Raw genomic sequence first — 21,338 nt, 5'->3', positions numbered from 1 at the left:
GTTCGGCTCTGCTGGTCACAGTAGTGGCCGCGAGCGGCGCGGTGCGAGCGTTTCGCAACGCAGAAGTCGTTGTGAGCGCAAGACCGTCCATCGGCAATGGTGTCAACACGAGTTCCACCTAGTAACACTTCTTGGCATAAGTGTTACTAAAGTGGAGGCATGGCAACACTGGAGAGCAAGACGAGCGAGCCCGTGATAGCCGTGCCAGCGGTCGGCGCGGCGCGCCACAGCTGGCGCCCCTCCGACGCCCGCTTGTTTTCCCGTTCCGAGGTGAGACGACAGACAGGCACATACACGTCAGCGGTACCGGCACAGCTCGCAGCCTGGTCACCCACGCTCACGAGCGAGCTCGGGGCAGACCTCGAGGATGCAACGCGAGCCTTGAGCGACTTCGATCGCCACGCCTCGCTTGTCCTGGGCACAGAAAATGCCGCCCTCGGCCCGATGTCGGCGATCCTGCTGCGCACGGAGAGCGCATCCAGCTCGCAGATCGAGAACCTGACGGTAAGCGCGAAACAGCTCGCGCTGGCAGAGATCGGCGCTGGAGCCTCCCCGAACTCACAGACGGTCATTGGGAACGTCCGCGCAATGGAGGCGGCGGTCGCGCTGACGGAGCAGCTGTCCGTCGACGCGATCCTGACGATGCACCGCGAACTGCTCACGCACCAGCGCGGAATGGAGGAGCATGCCGGCTGGCTTCGCAAGGAACTCGTCTGGATCGGAAAAGGCAACGCCGGCCCGCGAGAGGCCGACTTCGTGGCGCCCCAACCGGAGCTCGTACCCTCAGCACTCGATGACCTGCTCACCTTCGCCGACCGCGCTGATATGCCCGCCCTGCTGCAGATCGCTGTTGCGCACGCGCAATTCGAGACGATCCATCCATTCGTCGACGGCAACGGGCGAACGGGCCGCGCCCTGGTCCAGGTCATGCTTCGCGCGAGCGGAATCGTGTCGCACACGACCGTCCCGCTCTCCGCTGGCCTGTTGACCGACCTCGAGCTCTACTTCGCTGCACTCGGCGCCTTCCGGCAGGGAGACGCTGCGCCGATCGTCCGCACGTTTGCGCAGGCGGCGAGGTTCGCGGCGGCGGCTGGCCGGGATCTCGTGGATGCGTTGCGTTCTGAACTCGACAGCTCACGCGAGCTCCTTGCAGGTGTGCGGCCGCAGGCCACTGGGCTGCGCCTGCTGCCACTGCTCGTGGGGCAGCCGATCGTTGATTCCGCGTTCGTGCAGCGGATGCTCTCCGTTGATGCGGTGACCGCGAATCGCGCCTTGTCTCTGCTCACGGAGCGAGGCGTCCTCACCGAGCGCACGGGCCGACGTCGAGGACGGGTCTGGCAGCACTCGGGGGTCCTCGACGCGCTGGACGAATTCGCCTCGGGTATCCGCCGCAGCCAGCGCTAGCGTGAGTGCTCCCCACCCTCGCTCTCTGATGCCTTGCCTGCGAGACTGATCGCTTGACGCGCATCGTGGCAATTCTTGGCGACATCACCGAGCAGGGCGTCGACGCGGTCGTGCACGCGGCCAACACCGGGATGCGCGGCGGCGGCGTCGACGGCGCGATCCACCGCGCGGTGAGCTCCTGAGCGCGCGCTAAGCGACCTCCGCCGCCATCCGCTCCCCTGCAACCTCAAGCCATTCGAGCGTTTCGTCCATTGCCCGCTGCCCCGACCCCGCGAGCTCGGACAGCGAGAGAATGCTGACCCCTGCTGCGGAGAGCGCCTGACGCTCCTCGGCTTCGAGGCCGACGCGACCTGCGATCACACTAAACCGCGCCCCCTCTTCCTGCGCGAGCTTCCGAACGAGCGACGGGACTTTTCCGGCCGCCGACTGCGCGTCGAAGCTGCCCTCTCCCGTGATGATGAGGTCCGCCCCGCGCAGGAGGTCACGCAGGCCGACCGCCTCGGCGACGGCGACGGCACCCGCGGAGATCTCCGCACCGATAGCCAGCAGGCCGAACCCGGTGCCACCCGCCGCCCCAGAACCGGGCTCCGCGGCGAGCGCAAGAACATCGCCACTCGCCTCTGGCGCCCTCTCGAGCACCTGGGTCAGGCGAGCCAGCCCGGCTTCGAGCACGGGAACATCTTCTGGGGCTGCCCCCTTCTGCGGGCCGAAGACCGCCGCCGCACCGAGCTCGCCGAACAGCGGGTTCACGACGTCGGTCAGCGCAACAAGACCGTCAGGAGGAATCCGGACGAGCCCGGAAAGGTCGACGCTCTCCAGAGCGTGCAGTCCACTGTTGCCAAGCGGGATCTCGGCACCGTGAGCATCCAGGAACCGAGCACCAAGAGCAGTCAGCATCCCGGCGCCACCATCCGTGGATGCGCTGCTCCCCAGCCCGACGAGCACCCGCCTCGCTCCATGCTCGGCCGCGTACCGGATGGCCTGCCCAAGCCCGATCGTCGACGCACGGAAACACGAGTCATGGTCGACCCCGGCGAGGAGCGCGATGCCGCTCGTCTCGGCAAGCTCAACCACCCAAGTGCCGTCTGGCAGCTCCACGAGCTCTGCATCCACCGGCGCCCCGACGGGGCCCTCGACCGGCACGATGACAACCCGCGCGCCGGGAACGGACCCCGCAATCGCGGCGGTTGTACCCTCGCCGCCGTCAGCCATCGGCACCTCGACGCAGTCGTCATCTGGCCTGGCACGCAGCCACCCCCGCCTGATCGCCGCGGCGACCTCAGCCGCGGAGGCGGTGCCCTTGAACGAATCGGGTGCGATGACGGTGCGGCGCTGCATGCCCCCAATCTACCGACGAGACGCGACCGAGGAAAGCGTTTCCCGCTAGGCTCCTGGTAGTCAGGGCGGCGCGCACCGCCGCGCGCCGGGGAGGAGACTCGTGAGTCGACACGGAAACCACGTCACGCTCGGCGAGGTCGCGCAGGCCGCCGGCGTCTCGATCGCCACAGCCTCGCGCGCCATCAACGGCAGCGCAGGCAGACGCGTGAACGAGGAGATCAAGAAGCGGGTGCAGGAGACCGCGGACCGGCTCGGCTACTCGCCAAACCTCAGCGCGCAGGCCGTCGCGCGAGGTGCATCCTCGACCATCGCGGTTGTCGTGAGCGACATCGCCGACCCCTACTTCAGCGCCATCGCCGCTGGCGTCATGCGGGGAGCCGAAGAGGCGAACCTCATCGTGACGATCGCCGCCGCCGAGCGCAGCGTCACGAGCGAGCTGGAGATCGTGCGCACGCTCCGTGGGCAACGACCACGCGCCATCATCCTCACGGGGTCCCGCCGACTCGACGACCCCCAGCAAGCTGCCCTCGAAGAGCAGCTGATCGCGTACGACGCCTCCGGCGGGCGAGTGGTCCTCGTTGCCCAGGCACCGTCCCCGTTCGACGTCGTGGAGCTGCGCAACCGAGACGGCGCGCAGGAGCTCGCGCGGCAGCTCGTCAGGCAAGGCGGGCGAGCGTTTGGCATCGTCACCGGCCCCCTCGACCTGCTCACGAACCGGGATCGAGTCGACGGCTTCCGCGCGGGACTCGCAGAGTCAGACCTCGCAGTGCACGAGGACGCGATCGTCCCGGCCGCCTTCACGCGCGACGGCGGCTACGAGGCCCTGCGCACCCTGCTCTCACGCTTCCCGGACACCGACACCATCTTCGCGACGAGCGACCTCATGGCGACCGGCGTGCTCACCGCGCTCAGGGACCTCGGGAAGGAGCCTGGCCGCGACGTGTCGGTCGCGGGCTTCGACGACATCGCCCTCGTGCGCGACGTCACCCCTCCCCTCACGACCGTCGTCGCCCCGCTGAGCGACATGGGCTACCGCGCGGTGCGCCTCGCCCTCGCCGAGCGCGGCAAGGACGGCCCGGTTGTCCTCCCTGTGAACACAGCCGTCGTCATCCGCGAGAGCACCCCGCAGCGGGGCTGACCCACCCTCGACGCAAGGCGCGCGTTCAGCGTCGCGTTCCCGCGATCTCCCGCGCCGCATCCGCTCGTTCAATTCGCGCTTGTTTCGGTAAGCGCTTTCCAATACGCTGGCCTGAGCCTCAATGCCGAGGCTCAGACGAGAGGATGGATATGACCACGGACAAGCTCGGGATCATCGTCAACGGCGCGACGGGGCGCATGGGTTACCGCCAGCACCTCGTCCGCTCCCTACTTGCGCTCCGCGACGAGGGTGGGATTCCGCTTTCCGACGGCACGCGCCGACCCATCGAGCTCTACCTGGTGGCGCGCAACGAGGAGCGCCTCCGCGAGCTCGCCGCGAAGCACGACATCGAGAAGTTCACGACGGACCTCGACGTGGCGCTCGCCGACGAGGACTTCCCCGTCTACTTCGACGCCCTCATCACGCGCCTGCGGGTCCCCGCGATCCGCAAGGCCATCGCGGCAGGCAAGGCCATCTACACCGAGAAGCCCACGGCGGAGAGCTACGCGGATGCGCTAGCACTCGCGGAGGAGGCAGAGGCCGCCGGCGTCAAGAACGGGGTTGTGCACGACAAGCTCTACCTGCCCGGGCTCATCAAGCTTCGCCGCCTCATCGAGAGCGGCTTCTTCGGCGAGATTCTCTCGGTGCGCGGAGAGTTCGGCTACTGGGTCTTCGAGGGCGACTGGCAGCCCGCGCAGCGCCCGAGCTGGAACTACCGCTCGGAAGACGGCGGCGGCATCGTCGTCGACATGTTCCCGCACTGGAACTACGTCATCGAGAACCTCTTCGGCGAGATCTCCTCGGTCTACGCCGAGACGCGCACGCACATCCCGGAGCGCTTCGACGAGGCGGGGAAGAGCTACACGGCGACGGCCGACGACGCGGCCTACGCGATCTTCGACCTCGCCGACGGCCCGATCGTGCAGTTCAACTCGAGCTGGACGGTGCGGGTGAACCGCGACGAGCTTGTCGAGATCCACGTCGACGGCACGCACGGTAGCGCCGTGGTTGGTCTGTTCGGCGCGAAGGTGCAGCCTCGCAACGTCACTCCGAAGCCCACCTGGAACCCCGATCTGCGCGACGACCACGATTACTCGGCCGACTGGATCGAGGTGCCGCAGAACGACGCTGTCGACAACGGCTTCAAGCTGCAGTGGATCGAGTTCCTGCGCTACGTGCTCGACGACGGCGAGCACAACTACGACTTCCGCTCGGGCGCCAAGGGCATGCTGCTCGCGGAGGCCGCCCTCGAGTCGAACGCTTCCGGCCGCCGGGTGTCGCTGGCAGAGCAGGCGGGCGAGAAGTGACGTCCACCGAGCTCATCGCCGCGCCGCGCAGTGCGACGGGCACTGGTCTCACGCTGCTCTCTCCTGCGGGCGAGGCGTCGCGGGTCGAGCTGCTCGAGGCCCCGGCCTTCCAGCGCCCGGCTGGCGGGCTTCGCTCGCGCGAGCTGTACGCCGCCGCGCACGTCATCCCGCGCACGACGGCGGACAACGTACCTGGCGCGCCTGCCGACATCGACTGGGATGCGACACTCGACTACCGCAGGCAGCTGTGGTCGTGGGGCCTCGGCGTCGCCGACGCCATGGACACGGCGCAGCGCAACATGGGCCTCGACGCGGCCGCGACAAGGGAGCTCATCGCCCGCAGCTCGGCGGCAGCGAAGGACGCGGGCGGCAGGATCGCTGTCGGCGTCAACACCGACTCCCGCACCGAGGAGGTGCTGACGCTCGACGAGATCGAGCGCGCCTACCTCGAGCAGCTGGAGTTCGCCGAGGCGCAGGGTGCGCTGCCCGTCATCATGGCGAGCCGTCACCTTGCCCGCGCGGCGCAGTCGCCGGCCGACTACACGCGCGTGTACACACGCGTGCTCGGCGCCGTCACCTCGAAGGCGGTGCTGCACTGGTTGGGCACGGCGTTCGACCCGGCACTGCGCGGTTACTTCGGAGCCGACGCCTGGCAGCAGGCGTCCGACCTCGTCATCGCCCTCATCGAGGAGCACGCGGACAAGGTCAGCGGCATCAAGATGAGCCTGCTGGATGCGGACGCCGAGCGGGCTGTGCGGGCTCGCCTCCCCGAGGGCGTCACGATGTTCACGGGTGACGATTTCAACTACGTGGAGCTCATCGAGGATGACGCGGCTGGCATCCACTCGGACGCCCTCCTGGGCGCCTTCAGCGTGCTCGCTCCGAACGCATCCGCGGCCGTGCAGGCACTCGACGCGGGAGACGCGGCCGAGTTCCGGCGCATCCTGGAGCCGACGCAGGAGCTGTCTCGCCAGGTCTTCGCGGCGCCGACCTTCTACTACAAGACGGGCGTCGCGTTCCTGAGCTGGCTCAACGGTCACCAGGATGCGTTCCAGATGGTGGGCGGGCTGCACGCGGCCCGCAGCCTCCCACACCTCTCCCGCATCGTCGAGCTCGCGAACGGCTCGGGTGCGCTCGAGCGGCCGGAGCTCGCGGCCGAGCGCTGGAACGCGATGCTCCGCCTGAACGGGGTCGAAGCATGAGCGCGCATCCACGCCTTTCGATCAACCAGGCGACCATCAAGCACGCGTCGCTGCGCGAGGCCATCGACGCCACGGTGCGGCAGGGCGTGCAGAGCATCGGGCTGTGGCGTGAGCCGGTCGCAGAGCTCGGTCTCGCCGAGTCGGCGCGCGTGCTCGGCGACTCGGGCCTGCGGTTCTCGAGCCACTGCCGCGGCGGGTTCGTGACGATGGCAGAGGGCGCCGAGCGCCGGGCCGCCATCGACGACAACCGCCGGGCCATCGAGGAGGCGGCGACGCTCGCGGCCGCCGGAGCCGACGGTTCGTCGGCGTCGCTCATCATCGTCGCCGGCGGCATCCCCGACGGGAGTCGCGATCTCGCCGGGTCCCGCGGACGCTTGGAGGAGGCGATCGCCGAACTCGCGCCAGAGGCCGAGGCGGCAGGCGTGACGCTCGTGCTCGAGCCCTTGCATCCGATGTACGCGTCCGACCGGGCCGTGCTGTCGACACTGAAGCAGGCGCTCGACCTCGCCGACCGCGTCGGCAGCCCCGCCGTGGGCGTGGTCATCGATGCGTTCCACGTCTGGTGGGACCCGGACGCCGAGGAGCAGATCGCTCGAGCGGGACGGGACGGACGCATCGCCTCCTACCAGGTGTGCGACTGGGCCACTCCCCTGCCGGCAGACGTGCTCCTGAGCCGCCACCTGCCGGGGGCCGGAGTCATCGACTTCGCCGAGCTCACGAGGTGGGTTGGCGAGGCCGGGTACACGGGCGACGTCGAGGTCGAGGTGTTCAACGCCGAGCTGTGGGCGAAGGACTTCGACGAGGCTGTCGCCGACACCGTCGAAGCGTTCGGCGCCCACGTCGGCGGCCACCTCGCGGTGCCAGTCCGCAGCTGAGCCGCCGACTCCACACGAGCCGAGCGCCTGCCCTCCCACCGGGGCAGGCGCTCTGCTGCGCGCGCAGACTGAGCGGCACAGCACCGCCGCCTCACCCACCGACGACTCCCCCACCACTGTCTCCCCCGCCTCCACGCGCGAAGAAGCCCGCTCACCGTGCGGTGAGCGGGCTGTGGACCTTCGCCGGATGCGGTCAGTCGCCGCCGAGAGGGCTGCCGAGGAGTTCGCGAATGCGACCGGCGACCTTGTGGAAGCGCGGATCCTCGAGCGTCGGCTCGTACGCGCGTTCGCGGGGCAGGTCGACGTCGAACTCCTGGATGATGGTTCCGGGGCGCGGTCCCATGAGGACGACCCGGCTCGCGAGGTAGACGGCCTCCGGCACGGAGTGCGTCACGAGGAGCACCGTGAGGTCGGTCTGCGCCCAGAGGCGCTGGAGCTCGACGTTGAGATGCTCTCTGGTGAGCGCATCCAGCGCCCCGAAGGGTTCGTCCATGAGGAGCACATCGGGGTCGTGGAGCAGCGCACGGCACAGCGAGACGCGCTGCTGCATGCCGCCGGAGAGCTCGTGCGGGAGGGCCTTCGCGAAGTCGGTGAGGCTCGTGAGCTCGAGGAGCTCGTCGCAGCGCTTGGACGCTGCTGCCTTGTCGAGGTTCCGCATCTCGGCCTGCAGCAGGATGTTGCCGCGCACGTCGCGCCACGGGAGCAGGGCAGGGCGCTGGAAGACGAAGCCGACGTCCTGCCGGGGCGAGGTGACGCGGGAGCCGCGCAGCTCGATCGTTCCCTCGCTTGGGACCGTGAGGCCAGCGACCGCCCTGAGGAGCGTCGACTTTCCGCAGCCGGATGGCCCGACGATGGAGACGAACTCGCCCTTTCGGACGTGCAGGTCCACGTCGCGCAGGGCCTGCACGCTGCGCCGCTTGGTCTCGAAACGGATACCGACGTCGTTGATGCCGAGGAGGTAGTCCTGGTGGCCGCCCGCCGAGGCTGGGGCCGTGCGCTCGTTGACCGTCATGCTCATTCTGCCGCTCCGCCTGGTTCGAAGCTCGCGTCGAAGTACTCCTCCACCGGCTTGGCTTCCTCGATGAGTCCGGCTGTCGAGAGGACGTCGATGGTCGCCTCCCAGTCGGTGGTGGTGTTAACGCCGGGGGCGTTGCCGTCGCTGTCCGGCGAGGTGAGAAGCGGGATGGTGTTGTTCCACTGCTCGATGAGCACCTCTGCGGCGGGCATCTGAGGGTCCTTGCCGTCCATCGCGGCGACGGCGTCTTCCGGTGCCTCGACGGCGGCCGCGTAGGCCTCGGAGGTGGCGGCGACCATGTTCTCGATGAGGTCGGGGTCGCTCTCGATGAGGTCGGTGTTGGCGATGAGGCCGTTGCTGAAGAAGTTCAGTCCGACGTCGGAGTACTTCAGGTAGGTGACGTCCTTGCCGCTCTGCGCGGCGATGGTCGGGCCCTGGTCGTGGGCGAAGCCGATGAGTCCGTCGACCTGCTCGTTGATCATCGCGGCCATCTTGCCCGCGGCATCGAGGTTCTGCTGTGTGACATCGCCTTCTTCGAGGCCTGCGGCTTCCAGGTAGAGGGGGAACGTGGTTGTCGGTGCGTCGCCGGCCGAGGTGGCGATGGTCTTGCCTTTGAGGTCGGCGGGCGTCGTGATGCCGGAGTCGGTGAACACCTGCACCGCGGACGGCGTGGTCTGGAGGAAGACGCCGACGCTGCGGATGCTCACGCCCTTGTCGATGTTGGCGAGCACTGCGGGGGTGTCGGCCCAGCCGAAGTCGACCTGACCCTGCCCGACGGCCTGCGCCGTCTTCGTCGATCCCTGACCCGCCTGGATCGTGAGATTGATGCCGTGCTCCTCGAAGATGCCCTGCTCGACCCCGTAGTAGAAGGGAGCGTGCTCGCCGTACGGGTACCAGTTGAGCATGAGGGTGACGTCGGTGAGGCCACCTTCGCCCTCGGCTCCGCCCGCTGCCGGTTCAGTGGAGGCGTTGCCCGAGCAGGCGGTGAGGAGCAGCGCGCCGGCGGCGACGGCGGTGACGAGCCCGGTGCGGATTGTCTTCTTTGACATGAGGGGCCTTTCCTTGTGGGTGTTGGGGATGTTCGGTGGCTGGTGGAGGCGAGGGCGTCGTGGGGTAGTCAGCTCTCGAGGTTGCGGCGCGAGGCGTGCCAGGGCACGAGGAAACGCTCGGCGACGAGGATCACGGCGAAGAGCAGGATGCCGAGGAGCGACATGATGATGAGTGCGGCGAAGAGCATGGCGGTATCGACGTTGCCGTTGGCCTGCAGGATGACGTAGCCGAGGCCTGCGTTCGCGCCGACGAACTCGCCGACGACGGCGCCCGTGACGGCGAGGGTCGCCGCGACCTTCATGCCGGAGAGGAGTTCGGGGAGCGCTGCGGGGAAGCGCACCTTCACGAACGTCTTCCAGCGTGACGCTCCCATCGTGCTGGTGAGTTCGAGGATCTCCGGGTCGATGGTGCGGAGGCCGCTGATGCCGGCGATGACGATGGGGAAGAAGGCCATGAGCACGGCGACGAGGATCTTCGGTTCGGGACCGAACCCCATCCACACGATGAAGAGGGGCGCGATGGCGATCTTGGGGATGACCTGCGCGAAGAGGATGAGCGGGTAGAAGGTGCGCTCGAGGGTGCGCGAGTAGACCATGATGACGGCGACGGCGACGGCGAGGATGACGGAGAGCGCGAAGCCGATGACGGTCTCGACCGTCGTCACCCACGTGTTGTCCCAGAGGTACTGCGGGTTGTCGGTGAACGCCGCGAGCGTGTCCGCGGGTGAGGGCAGGATGTAGGAGGCGACGGTTCCGGTCTCCGTCACGGCCCACCAGGCGGCGAACGCGACGATGAGGAAGATGGCCGGGTAGGTGTAGCCGGAGAGTCCCTTGGCGATCGAGCGTCGCTTCGCGGGCGGGGGCGTCGGTGTGTCACTCGGCGAGCCGATGACAGGGGTGTTGGTGGTTGCGCTCGTCATGCGGAGCTCCTTACAGCGTTGTAAGAGGGAATTCGGGTGAAGGCGAGACTTGTGGTAACCGCTTTCCCGATGGATCCAACATAACGTGGATTCATCCGTGAGACAACCGTCGGAAAAGCCGGGAGCGCTTTCCTCGCTGCCGGGTCGTCGAGCACCCGCACGACGCCCGGCCGCGGCCGTCACTCCCAGGAGGCACCCGAGCTGGCTTCGTAGCCTCGAGGGCATGAGCGCTTACGACTACCTGATCATCGGCGGCGGAATGGTGGCGGATGCGGCGGCTCGCGGCATCCGGGAACGGGATACGACGGGCACCATCGGTATCCTCAGTGCGGACGTCGACGAACCGTACGCGAGGCCGGCCCTCTCGAAGAAGCTCTGGGTCGACCCCGACTTCACCTGGGAGCAGACGCCGCTCGGAACGAGCGACGCGACGGGGGCGGAGATCAGCCTGGGCACGCTCGTGACCGGCATCGATCGGGAGACGAAGACCGTCACGACGGACGGCGGCGAGACGCTCACCTACGGGAAGCTGCTGCTCGCGACCGGGTCGAAGCCCGTCGAGATCGACGTGCCGGAGAGCCCGCGCATCCTGTTCTTCCGCTCGGCGAGCGACTACCGCTGGCTCCGCGAGCTGAGCGAGGGTGGGGCCCACGGCGTCGTCGTCGGAGGCGGGTACATCGGCACGGAGATCGCGGCCGCCCTCGCCCAGAACGACGTCGAAGTCGACCTCGTCTTCCCCGAGGAGGTGCTCGGCGCATCCACGTTCCCGTCCGCGCTCGCCGAGCGGTTCCAGGAGCTGTTCGTCGAGCACGGGGTCGGGCTCGTGCCCGGCCGGCGGGTCGACGGGGTCCGTGCCGAGGTTCGGGTGCCGTTCGACGAGAGCGCCGATGAGCTTGTGGGCAGCGAGGGCGACGCCGAGGGTGAGCGGGGCGGTTCCTCCCCCGCGACGTCATCGTCTGGGGTGACCGTCGTCTTCGACAACGGCGCCGAGACGGAAGCGGACTTCGTGGTGTTCGGGCTCGGCGCGAAGCCGGTCGTGGACCTCGCGGAGGAGGCTGGGCTCGTCGTCGATGAGGGCGGCGTCGTGGTCGACGAGCTGCTGCGCACCATCGACCCGTCGATCTGGGCGGCGGGCGATATCGCCGTCTACCCGGACCCGGTGCTTGGGCAGACGCGCGTCGAGCACGTCGACAACGCCACCGAGATGGGGGCGGCCGCCGGCCGTTCCATGGCGGGCGCCGCAGACCCGTACTCGCACACGCCGTACTTCTACTCGATGGTGTTCGGCACGCGGTGGGAGGCCGTGGGAACCCTCGACCCGGCACTCGAGGTGCTCGAGGCGGAGCTGCCCGAGTCTGGCGAGTCGGATGAGAGCCGGGTCATCTACTTCCGCGACGAATCGGGCGCCCCCGTCGGCGTGCTGCTCTGGGACGTCGGCGAGGACGAGGCGCTGCGCGACGCCGCAAGGACCGTCATCGATGACGGCGTGACGTCGACGGAGGAGCTGCGCGCACGCATCCGGTAGCCCGGCTCGGGGGCTCTGCGCACGCCGAAGGCCCGCCACCTGGGCGGGCCTTCGGCGTTTGCGGACGTGCCGCTACTCGGTGCCGACGGCCGCGTCGGCTCCGTCGCGCATCTTCTGGATGTGCTCGTCGTGCTGGTTGCCGATCGCCGTGTCGGCGTGGTCTCCGGCGGCGTCGAACGCGTGGTCGGTGAACTGCTCACCCTGTTCGCTGTTCGTCGCCTGCGCTGCCTTGTCACCGATGTTCTCGAATACCATCCGGTCTCCTTCGCTTCGTCGGATCGACGCGATTGCGCCACGAGAACAGTGGAGCACCCCCACGTGGATGCGCGGTGTGCGGGAGCTTGGCGCGGCTCAGGCTCGGAGACTCTCGGCTGGTACCGTGCTCACCCACCCGAGGCGAGCATCCACGCGACGCGGGCGAGGTGGGCGGCCCGATCAGAGGACGACGAGGAATCCGATCACGGTGCTGACCACTGCGAGGAGCATGAGGATCAGCGCTGGCGTGAAGCTCTCCTTGCGGCGCGCGTGCACGAGGACCGCGAGCAGCATCGTGATGGCGAGCCCGGCCGCGGCGATGGGCGTGAGGACCGTCGCGATGCCGGTTGCCAGAGGCAGGATGAGGCCGAGCGCGCCCAGGATCTCGACCGCCCCGATGGCCTTCACGGCGCCGGCGCTGTAGTCCTCGACGTAGCCCATGCCGTTGGCCTGCAGCGCGGCTTTCGAGCGTGCGAGCTTCATGGCGCCTGCACCCAGGAAGGCGACGGCGAGGAGGATGTTGATGACCCAGAGGGCGATGATCATGGGGGTTCCGTTCGGTGGTGTGAGGTGCTGGATCGTTGAGGTGCTGAAGATCTGAGGTCAGGCGCGGGCATCGTCGAGCGCGGAGGCGCGCTGAGCTTCGAGCTCAAGGCCACGCTCGCTCGCGGGGAAGCGCTCGGCGGTCGCGCGCACGTCGTCGGCCGAGAAGTTGGCGCCGAAGAGCTCGCTGCCCGGCTGCAGGAGGAAGCTGTCGTGCAGGGTGCCGACGAAGACGGGGTCAAAGCCTGCCGCATCCACGAGCTTGGCGGCACCCGCAAGCGCGGCCTCATCGTCGCCCGTGATGCCGATGCCACGACGCCCCGCTGTACCGGCGGGCACGGGCCCCTCGTCGAGGTCGTGGTAGCCCATGTGGTTGAAAGCCTTCACAACCCGGGACTCGGCGAGGGCCTCCTGCACCAGCTCACTGCTCGCCGTGAACGGGTCGTTGAGGTCGTCACGCACGCCGTCGATCTCCCACCAGTAGTTCATGGCGTCGATGACGAGCTTGCCGCGGAGTTCGTCGCGGGGAATCGCCTCGCGGCCGTCGAGCGGCAGGGCCTTGCCGAGGGGCAGCGCCAAGATGACCACGTCAGCCTGCGCTGCGACCTCGGCGCTCGTTCCGGTGGTCGCGCCAGGCACGAGCACGTCGATGATGAGGTCGATCTTGCTCGGTGCGCCGGACCCGGCGATGAGCACGCGGTAGCCGCTGCCGATGAGGAGGCGCGCGAGCACCGTGCCGACCTTGCCGGCGCCGAGGATCCCGATCGTGGGGAGGCTCACGGCCGGCAGGTTCGCCGCGGACTGGGCGTCAGACATTGATGGACTCCTTCGCGAGCAGCGCGCGCACCCGCGGCGCCACCTCGGTGCCGAGCAGGGTGATGGTCTGCGAGCGAGCATCCGTCGAGAGGCCGATGAGGTCGTACTTGAGGTCGAAACGGCTGATGCGGAGGGCGTCGACCATGCGCACGATTTTCTTCGCGACCGTGTCTGGCGAACCGACGAACAGGGCGCCCGTCTCGAGCTCCATGAGGTAGCGGTCCTTGGTGGGCGGGTAGAAGCCGCGCTCCTTGCCCATCATCTCGACCATGGGCTTCCATGACTCCCACCAGATCTCGGCGGCGTCCTCGTCGGTCTGGGCCACGAGGCCAAGCGCGTGCTGACCGACCCGGTTTGCGGGCATCCCGAACTTCTCGAGCGCGCGGTCGTAGAGGTCGACGTGACCGGCGAAGCGCTCGGGCTGCCCGCCGATGATGGCGAGCATGAGCGGCAGGCCGTAACGGGCGGCGCGCACGACCGAGTCGGGGCTGCCGCCGACGCCGACCCAGGTGGGGATGCCGCCCGGGCGCATGGTCGGGTGCAGCGTCTGGTTGACCAGCGGCGCACGCACGGTGCCCGACCAGGTCACCGCCTCGCTGCGCTGCAGCTGCATGAAGAGGTCGAGCTTCTCCTCGAAGAGCTGCTCGTAGTCGGCGATGTCGTAGCCGAAGAGCGGGAACGACTGGGTTTGGGATGCGCGCCCCACGACCATCTGCGCACGCCCGTTCGAGAGGGCGTCGAGGGTGGAGAACTCGTTGTAGAGGCGCACGGGGTCGTTGGTGCTGAGCACGGTGACGGCCGAGCCAAGGCCGATGCGCTCGGTTGCGGTCGCGATGCCGGCGAGGATCACGGGGGTCGCGGAGTCGACGAAGCCCTCGCGGTAGTGCTCGCCGATGCTGAACACGTCGAGGCCCTCCTTTTCGGCGAGGCGCGCCTCGTCGACGAGGAGACGGACGGTCTCGGCGTCCGACAGAGGCTGACCGTTGACGTTCGGCACGTCGCCAAACGAGTTGAGGCCGATCTCGAATCCGAACTGGGCTGCATCCACTGCGCCTACTGCATCTCTCTCGCTCATCAGGGCCTCCAGGTAGTTGACGCGTCAATCATGCGCCCGAGTAGTTGATATGTCAACCACGTGGCATGATGGGGGCCGAAGTGAGCGGAGCACCCCATGAGCAAGCAGCAGCGAACCCAGATCAACCCCCGCACCCAGATCAGTGCAGAGGAATTGCGTGTCTGGCGCGGGTTCATCGAGACCACAAGCGTGCTCAATTCCCGCCTGGCGAGCCGCATGCAGAGCGAGTCGGCACTGTCGACGGGCGACTACGGCGTGCTGCTCGCCCTGCGCGAGGCGCCTGGTCGCTCACTGCGCTCGTCCGAGCTCGCGTCGTCGATCGGCTGGGAGCGCAGCCGCCTCTCGCACCAGCTCGGCCGCATGGAGAAGCGCGGCTTACTGCGCCGCGACCCCTGCCCAGAAGACACGCGGGGCTCCGTTGTGAGCCTCACCGACGAGGGCGCGACGGCGTTCCGGCGCGGCTCGGTGCCGCACCTCAAGGCGATCCAGGAGCTATTCCTCGATGCCCTTTCCCCCGAGCAGCTGGCCCAGGTCGCGTCACTGACGGATGCCCTTCGTGGGCACCTGGGACTCGACGAGTCGGAGGGCGGCCCGGATCTTGACTGACGAGATCGTGACTGACGAGATCGCTGCTAGCGAGATTCCGGCTGGCGCCGCGCACTTCGCGACGGTCATCGTGATCGGCGCAGGCCAGGCCGGACTCTCGGCCGGCTTCCACCTGCAGCGGCGGGGCTTCGCGAGCGCGCTTGATGCGCCGGACGCCGAGCGCACCTTCGTCATGCTCGACGCCAACCCGCGGGCCGGCGGGGCATGGCAGCACCGCTGGGAGTCGCTGACGATGGCAACCGTGAACGGCATCTTCGACCTGCCGACGTTAGCGCGCACGCCGGGGAGCGAAGCCGAGCCGAGTCGGGATGCGGTACCGCGGTACTTCGCCCAGTTCGAGCAGGCAAATCCACTACCCATCCTCCGGCCGGTGCGGGTGCTCGAGGTTGCTCGCGTTGACGCCGACCCGCGGGGCGACTTTCTGGTGCGCACGGATGGCGCCGGATCGTGGCGTGCCGGCGCGATCATCAACGCGACCGGAACCTGGAACAACCCGCTACTGCCGAGCATCCCGGGCCAGGAGTCGTTCGAGGGGCGACGACTGCACACGCGCGACTACGTGTCGGCGGATGAGTTCGCCGGGCAGCGGGTCGCGATCGTGGGCGGCGGCATCTCGGCCGTGCAGCAGCTCGAGGAGATCTCGCGCGACGCGAAGACGTTCTGGTACACGAGGCGCGAGCCGGTGTTCCTGGAGCGCGGCTTCAACCCGGAGGTCGAGGGCAGGAGCACGATCGCGCGGGTGACGGCCGACGTCGAGGCGGGCGAGCCCGCGAGCAGCGTTGTCTCGTACACGGGCCTCGGCTGGTCGCCGTACGCGATCGCCGCCCGCGACCGGGGTGCGCTCGAGCGGCGCCCCATGTTCACGTCGATCGAGCCGGAGGGTGTACGGGAGGCCGACGGGTCGTTCACGCCGGTCGACGCGATCCTGTGGGCGACAGGGTTCCGGGCCGACCTGGCACACCTCGAGAGCCTGGGCCTGCGCAACGAGCGCGGCGGGATCACAATGCGGGGCACGCAGGTGGCCGAGGAGCCGCGCATCCACCTCATCGGATTCGGGCCGTCGCAGTCGACCGTTGGCGCGAACCGTGCGGGGCGTGATGCGGTGCGGGCCATCGAGAAGCTGGACCTGCACAGCAGACTCGAGTCACTCCAGCCGTAGTCCGACACCCCACACCCGGCGCGCAAGCCCGGTTTCGAGGATCTTACAAACTCGAAACATGCTGCTTGCACCGTGATGACGGTGCGCACATCCAGCAGTTTCCGCGGGACTTTTCCCCCGAACCCCGCCCCAGTTCCACCCGAAGTGCACCCTGCACAGCATCTTCAGCTCCGGGGTGACAACCTGCACTCGCCCGCTGCATCCGCGTTTCTAGAGTTCTCAACTAATCAGACGCACGCAGCGGAAGGCGCACTACATGACCAGCTACAGGGTGTCCATGGACATCGGCGGAACATTCACTGACATCGTCCGGTTCGACGAGGAAACCGGCGAGTTCAGCGCAACCAAGGCCTCAACCACACCGGGCCAGCTCAGCACGGGTGTGCTCAGCGGCCTGGAGTCGATCGTCGGCGACCTGACCGACATCGACTTCCTCGTCCACGGCACGACCCAGGGGCTCAACGCGTTCCTCGAACGCCGCGGCGTGCGGGTGCTGCTGTTGGCCACGCAGGGCGTCGAGGACGTGTACCACATCGCCCGCGGCCCCCGCACTCGCCTCTACGATGCGCAGTACCACAAGCCGGAACCACTCGTCGAGCGCAAAGACGTCGTCGGCATCGCTGGCCGTTTCCAGTACGACGGCACCGAACTCCAGCCGCTCGACGAAGCCGCTGTGCGCAGCGCAGCCGAACGCGCGAAAGCAGAGGGCTACGGAGCAGTCGCCGTCGCCTACCTCTTCAGCTACCGCAACGCATCGCACGAGCTCCGAACCCGCGAGATCATCCGAGAGGTGCTCGGCGCCGACTTCACCGTGGCCCTCTCGCATGAAGCCGCCAAGGAGTGGCGCGAATACGAGCGCACCTCGTCCGCGGTCATCGAGGCGTACACGGGCCCCGTCGTTCGCAACTACCTCGTTGACCTCGAGGAGAAGCTCAGCGACCGCGGCGTCGAAGCTCCCCTCCACATCATGCAGTCCTCCGGTGGCGTCCTGACGGCGAATTCCGCCCGCGAGCGACCGCTGCAGACGCTCCTCTCTGGCCCGGTCGGCGGGGCCATCGGCGGCGAGGCGCTCGCCAAAATCGTTGGCAACAAGAACCTCATCGGCGTTGACATGGGCGGCACGTCCTTCGATGTGTCGCTGGTTGTCGACGGGGTTCCGGATGTCTCGACTGAGGCGACCCTCGAGGGCCTCCCCATGCTGATGAGCATCGTCAACATCCACACCATCGGCGCGGGTGGCGGCTCGGTGGCATGGGTGGAGGCTGGTGGACTGCGCGTGGGACCGCGTTCGGCCGGCGCCCAACCTGGACCGGCGTGCTATGGCCGGGGCGGCACCGAGCCGACCGTCACCGACGCCAACTTCATCCTCGGGCGAGTGGATGCGAAGAACTTCGCCGGCGGGCAGATGAACCTCGACCGTGATGCGGCCAACGCGGCGCTCGAATCCGTCGGAGGCGAGCTCGGCTTGAGCGTCGTCCAGATGGCAGAGGGGATCTGCAACGTCGCGAACTCGCAGATGGCCCAGGCCATCCGCACCATCACCATCTCGCGCGGCATCGAGCCCCGCGACTTCTCGCTCGTCGCGTTCGGCGGTGCCGGCCCCATGCACGCCGTCTTCCTCGCGAAGGAGCTGGGCATTCGGGAGACCGTCGTGCCACGCTTCCCTGGCGCCTTCTCAGCGTGGGGCATGCTGCAGGGCGACATCCGCCGAGACTTCACGGAGCCGTACTACTTCCTCGACGAGGATGTCGACGCGACGGACATGTCGCGGGTGCTGCGCGAGGTGGAGGCGACGGCGCTGCACTCGCTCGAGAGCGAGGGCATTCCCGCAGACGACCGTCACGCTGAGCACGCGGTGGACGTGCGCTATGTCGGCCAGGAGTACTTCCTCACCATTCCGCTCGAGTCCGCAGACGAGCCGGTTCGGGAGGGGTTCCTCGCCGCGCTCGGCGAGCGCTTCGCCCAGGCGTACGAGGCAAGGTACGGGCACTCGACGCTCGGCGCCCCGCTCGAGATCGTCACCCTGCGCACCCGGGTTGTCGGGCGCCTGAAGGGCGCATCCACGTACTACATCGGGGAAGCCGAGTCGCCGTCGTTTGCCCACGAGACCAGGCAGGTCATCTTCGACGGCCAGCAGCTCGACACCCTCGTCACGGAGCGCGATGAGCTCCTCGCCGGACACACCTTCGCAGGACCGGCGATCGTCATCGAGGCGACGGCCACCACCGTCGTGCCCCCGGGCTTCGAGGTCTCCGTCGACGCACACGGCTCGCTCATCATTACCAACCTCGACATCGAAAGTGAGGACTGACCCATGAGTTCCACCACAACCTTCGCTCCCGTCACGGTCGACCCGGTCACCGTGGAGATCATCCGCAACGCCCTCACGAGCGCGGCCGAAGACATGAACGCCACGCTCATCCGCTCCGCCTACTCGATGATCATCTACGAGGGTGGCGACTGCGTGGTCGCACTGCTCGACAAGAACCACGCGGTGCTCGGCCAGTCGGCGGGGCTCCCGCTGTTCCTCGGCAACATCGAGACGTGCTCGAAGGCGGTCGAGGAGAAGTACGGCCGCGACGTCTGGCAGGAAGACGACGTCTGGATCCTCAACGACTCGTACATCGGCGGCACGCACCTCAACGACGTCACCATCTTCGCGCCAGTCTTCGTCGACGGCAGCCTCGTCGGGTTCTCGGCGACACGCGCGCACTGGATGGACGTCGGCGGCAAGGACGTGGGTGCGTCGATGGATTCGACGAGCATCTTCCAGGAGGGCTTCCGCATGGGGCCAGTGAAGCTGATGTCGGCCGGGGTCGAGACCGACGTGGTTGAGCTCATCCAGACGAACACCCGCTTCCCGTACCAGACCATCGGCGATATGCACGCGATGGTTGCGGCCCTGCGCATGGGTGCCGTGCGGATGCAGGAGCTGGTGCGCAAGTACGGGATCGAGGTCATCGAGACGGCGCGGGACGAGATCTTCCGCCAGACGGAGGCGCTCGAGCTCGAGCGGGTGCGGGAGATCCCCGACGGGGTCTACTCGGCCGAGGGAGTGCTCGACAACGACGGCATCAACCTGGACGTGCCGATCCCGATCAAGCTCGTCGTCACGGTGTCAGGCAACCAGATCGAGTTCGATGTCACCGAGTCGGCTGACCAGACGGAGGGCCCGGTGAACTGCGGCGTTGCGCAGACGATCTCCGCGCTGCGGGTCGGCTACAAGATCCTCGTCAGCCCAGAGAGCAACTCCAACGGCGGCTCGTTCCGTCCGCTCACCGTCACGGTGCGCGAGGGCTCCGTGCTCGGGGCGGTCGCTCCGGCCGCCTGCCAGTGGTACTTCTCCCACCTCGGGATGCTCATCGACATGGTGTCCCGCGCGCTGGCACCTGCGCTCCCAGATCGGGTCGCTGCCGCCAGCCATGGAGACTCGATGATCATCACGAGCGCCGGGTTCGATCCACGCGTCGGGCGCGAGTGGGTCTCCATGGAGGCGACCCTCGGCGGCTGGGGTGCATGGAACGGCGCGGACGGCGAGTCGGCGCTCATCAACAACGTCAACGGCTCCCTGCAGGACTTCCCCATCGAGATGGTCGAGACGAAGTGGCCGTTCCGCATCCGCGAGTACTCCATCCGCCCCGACTCCGGTGGAGCCGGTCAGTGGCGCGGCGGGAACGGCGTCGTGCGCGAGTACGAGTTCCTCGCCGACGGCGTCTTCGGCCTCTGGTTCGAGCGTTCGAAGACTCCCGCGTGGGGGCTCTTCGAGGGCAGCGGCGCCACGGGCCCTGAGGTGGTCATCAACCCGGGCACCATCGAGGAGAAGCGCACGCTGAAGCTCAACGCGGAGCCCGCGAAGAAGGGCACCGTCGTGCGCCTCGCCGTCGGCGGTGGTGGCGGGTACGGCGACGCGAGCAAACGCGACCCAGAAGCCATTCGCTACGACGTCGAGAACGGCTTCATCTCGGCGGAACGAGCCGCTGCCGACTACGGCTTCCAGCCCACATCCTGATCCCCTAGCGACACTCACTCCCTTCCAGAGAAAGAGCACTCATCATGAAGACTAGGAATGCCGTCCTCCTCCCGGGCATCGCACTTGCCTCGGTCGCTGTTCTCGCCGGCTGCAGCGGCGCTGCACCCGAAGCCACTGCCAGTGGTGGCGAGGAATCGCTGAACATCGGGTTCTTCGGCTTCGCAGCCGCGAACTCCTTCGCCCAGGGCACGTGGGGTGGGGTCGAGGCCGCGGCGGAAGAACTCGGCGCGACCGCGGAGTTCGTGGACTCGAACTTCGACGGACAGCTGCAGGCCCAGCAGATCACCGACGCGGTCACGACAGGCCAATACGACGTCATCATCATCCAGGCGAACGACAACCTCGCGGTGCAGCAGCCGCTGGAGTCGGCGATCGCGGCAGGGATCACGGTTGTAGTCGAGTTCACCGCGGTCGGCCCCGACTTCGAGATGGTGGAACCGCAGATCGAGGGTGCCATCTCGATCGTGGATCCGGCCGTCACCAACGGCGAGAAGCTCGGCGAAATGGGGCTCCTCGCGTGTGAAGAGGCCGGCTCCGCCCCCTGCAAGGTCGCGTACATGGAGGGGTTCCGCACCCTCGCCCTCGACAACGCCCGCACGCAGGCAGTGGTCGACACCCTCACCGAGGGCGGCGCTGAAGTCGTCGCCAAGGTCGAGGGCGGCTACACGGCGGATGCAGGCCAGGCCGCGTTCCAGGACATCATCACGGCCAACCCGGACGTCGACGTGGTCATCGGCTCCTCGCAGGCCGTTGGCGGCGCGAAGCTCGCGGCTGGCGCCGACAGCGACGTCCTCTTCGTCGGCAATGGCTCGTCCAGGCAGGCCATCGAGGCCGTCAAGAACGGCGACTGGTTCGCGACGTACTCGCTGGACAACTACACGAACGGGTACACGGCGGCCGAACTCGGCATCGGCAAGCACAACGGTGAAGAGGTCGAAGTCGCCGTCAACGAGGCCGACCTGGCCCCGGGCAAGGGCATCGGCACCGCCGAAAACCTCGAGGGCTTCGAGTCGACCTACGACGACTGACCCTGCCGCCTGGCGGGGCGTCACGCCCCGCCAGGCACCCCAGGTCCGATGAC

At 68.2% G+C, this 21,338-nt stretch carries 19 protein-coding genes and 1 pseudogene; 12 read left to right on the top strand and 8 right to left on the bottom strand.

The window, feature by feature from the left end; translation table 11 throughout:
* Positions 1-159: 159 nt before the first annotated feature.
* Complete coding sequence (locus FHX72_RS08440) at positions 160-1,404, top strand: Fic family protein (protein WP_183624374.1); 1,245 nt, start codon at positions 160-162, stop codon at positions 1,402-1,404.
* 53 nt (positions 1,405-1,457) lie between these two features.
* Positions 1,458-1,574, top strand: a pseudogene (locus tag FHX72_RS19365) (macro domain-containing protein); the annotation flags it as partial.
* A gap of 19 nt (positions 1,575-1,593) precedes the next feature.
* On the opposite strand, the gene FHX72_RS08430 reads toward FHX72_RS19365, so the two are convergent.
* Positions 1,594-2,742, bottom strand: a complete 1,149-nt coding sequence (locus FHX72_RS08430; protein WP_183624372.1) for a glycerate kinase — start codon at positions 2,740-2,742, stop codon at positions 1,594-1,596.
* Between the two features lie 100 nt (positions 2,743-2,842).
* Here FHX72_RS08430 and FHX72_RS08425 point away from each other — a divergent pair, with 100 nt between their 5' ends.
* From FHX72_RS08425 to FHX72_RS08410, 4 genes are all read left to right on the top strand, one after another.
* The gene (locus tag FHX72_RS08425; protein ID WP_068494995.1) at positions 2,843-3,880 is read left to right on the top strand and encodes a LacI family DNA-binding transcriptional regulator; all 1,038 of its coding nucleotides are present in this window, start codon (positions 2,843-2,845) and stop codon (positions 3,878-3,880) included.
* 149 nt (positions 3,881-4,029) lie between these two features.
* Complete coding sequence (locus FHX72_RS08420; RefSeq protein WP_068494993.1) at positions 4,030-5,187, top strand: Gfo/Idh/MocA family protein; 1,158 nt, start codon at positions 4,030-4,032, stop codon at positions 5,185-5,187.
* Positions 5,184-6,389: a DUF993 family protein gene (locus FHX72_RS08415; RefSeq protein WP_183624371.1), complete on the top strand. Its 1,206-nt coding sequence runs from the start codon at positions 5,184-5,186 to the stop codon at positions 6,387-6,389. Before FHX72_RS08420 ends, FHX72_RS08415 begins: the two co-directional genes overlap by 4 nt.
* Positions 6,386-7,264 carry a sugar phosphate isomerase/epimerase family protein gene (locus FHX72_RS08410; protein WP_183624369.1) on the top strand — a complete coding sequence of 293 codons (879 nt, stop codon included), beginning with the start codon at positions 6,386-6,388 and terminating at the stop codon, positions 7,262-7,264. The genes FHX72_RS08415 and FHX72_RS08410 overlap by 4 nt, the downstream gene beginning before the upstream one ends.
* Positions 7,265-7,457: 193 nt before the next feature.
* Here the strand turns inward: FHX72_RS08410 and FHX72_RS08405 are convergent, their stop codons facing one another.
* The 3 genes from FHX72_RS08405 to FHX72_RS08395 form a co-directional block, all read right to left on the bottom strand.
* The gene (locus FHX72_RS08405) at positions 7,458-8,276 is read right to left on the bottom strand and encodes an ABC transporter ATP-binding protein (protein WP_221186847.1); all 819 of its coding nucleotides are present in this window, start codon (positions 8,274-8,276) and stop codon (positions 7,458-7,460) included.
* A 2-nt stretch (positions 8,277-8,278) separates the two neighbouring features.
* Positions 8,279-9,328 (bottom strand): ABC transporter substrate-binding protein, encoded by a 1,050-nt coding sequence (locus tag FHX72_RS08400; RefSeq protein WP_183624365.1) that lies wholly within the window; start codon positions 9,326-9,328, stop codon positions 8,279-8,281.
* 68 nt (positions 9,329-9,396) lie between these two features.
* Positions 9,397-10,248 (bottom strand): ABC transporter permease, encoded by an 852-nt coding sequence (locus tag FHX72_RS08395; RefSeq protein WP_183624363.1) that lies wholly within the window; start codon positions 10,246-10,248, stop codon positions 9,397-9,399.
* A 223-nt stretch (positions 10,249-10,471) separates the two neighbouring features.
* Here FHX72_RS08395 and FHX72_RS08390 point away from each other — a divergent pair, with 223 nt between their 5' ends.
* Positions 10,472-11,773, top strand: coding sequence for an NAD(P)/FAD-dependent oxidoreductase (locus FHX72_RS08390; protein WP_183624361.1), 1,302 nt, complete (start codon positions 10,472-10,474; stop codon positions 11,771-11,773).
* Between the two features lie 72 nt (positions 11,774-11,845).
* Here the strand turns inward: FHX72_RS08390 and FHX72_RS08385 are convergent, their stop codons facing one another.
* The 4 genes from FHX72_RS08385 to FHX72_RS08370 all read right to left on the bottom strand — a co-directional run bounded on the left by FHX72_RS08385 (position 11,846) and on the right by FHX72_RS08370 (position 14,462).
* Positions 11,846-12,028, bottom strand: coding sequence for an antitoxin (locus tag FHX72_RS08385; RefSeq protein WP_160074100.1), 183 nt, complete (start codon positions 12,026-12,028; stop codon positions 11,846-11,848).
* 180 nt (positions 12,029-12,208) lie between these two features.
* Positions 12,209-12,574 (bottom strand): DoxX family protein, encoded by a 366-nt coding sequence (locus FHX72_RS08380; RefSeq protein ID WP_183624358.1) that lies wholly within the window; start codon positions 12,572-12,574, stop codon positions 12,209-12,211.
* Positions 12,575-12,631: 57 nt separating this feature from the next.
* Positions 12,632-13,387 (bottom strand): NADPH-dependent F420 reductase, encoded by a 756-nt coding sequence (locus FHX72_RS08375; protein ID WP_183624356.1) that lies wholly within the window; start codon positions 13,385-13,387, stop codon positions 12,632-12,634.
* Positions 13,380-14,462: an LLM class flavin-dependent oxidoreductase gene (locus FHX72_RS08370; RefSeq protein WP_183624354.1), complete on the bottom strand. Its 1,083-nt coding sequence runs from the start codon at positions 14,460-14,462 to the stop codon at positions 13,380-13,382. Before FHX72_RS08370 ends, FHX72_RS08375 begins: the two co-directional genes overlap by 8 nt.
* A 96-nt stretch (positions 14,463-14,558) precedes the next feature.
* Between FHX72_RS08370 and FHX72_RS08365 the strand changes: the two genes are divergently transcribed.
* From FHX72_RS08365 to FHX72_RS08345, 5 genes are all read left to right on the top strand, one after another.
* Positions 14,559-15,068: a MarR family winged helix-turn-helix transcriptional regulator gene (locus FHX72_RS08365; protein WP_183624352.1), complete on the top strand. Its 510-nt coding sequence runs from the start codon at positions 14,559-14,561 to the stop codon at positions 15,066-15,068.
* Between the two features lie 7 nt (positions 15,069-15,075).
* The gene (locus FHX72_RS08360) at positions 15,076-16,227 is read left to right on the top strand and encodes a flavin-containing monooxygenase (RefSeq protein ID WP_338110089.1); all 1,152 of its coding nucleotides are present in this window, start codon (positions 15,076-15,078) and stop codon (positions 16,225-16,227) included.
* A gap of 256 nt (positions 16,228-16,483) precedes the next feature.
* On the top strand, positions 16,484-18,538 hold the full coding sequence (locus FHX72_RS08355; RefSeq protein ID WP_183624349.1) for a hydantoinase/oxoprolinase family protein: 2,055 nt from the start codon (positions 16,484-16,486) through the stop codon (positions 18,536-18,538).
* A gap of 3 nt (positions 18,539-18,541) precedes the next feature.
* Positions 18,542-20,236 (top strand): hydantoinase B/oxoprolinase family protein, encoded by a 1,695-nt coding sequence (locus tag FHX72_RS08350; protein WP_183624347.1) that lies wholly within the window; start codon positions 18,542-18,544, stop codon positions 20,234-20,236.
* A 44-nt stretch (positions 20,237-20,280) separates the two neighbouring features.
* Complete coding sequence (locus FHX72_RS08345; protein WP_183624345.1) at positions 20,281-21,285, top strand: sugar ABC transporter substrate-binding protein; 1,005 nt, start codon at positions 20,281-20,283, stop codon at positions 21,283-21,285.
* The last annotated feature ends 53 nt before the right edge of the window (positions 21,286-21,338 follow it).

This window comes from Pseudoclavibacter helvolus, from assembly GCF_014191305.1.
GTDB lineage: Bacteria > Actinomycetota > Actinomycetes > Actinomycetales > Microbacteriaceae > Pseudoclavibacter > Pseudoclavibacter helvolus.
The sequence above is the reverse complement of the archived record's forward strand: the minus strand, read 5'-3'. Positions and strand labels throughout refer to the sequence as shown.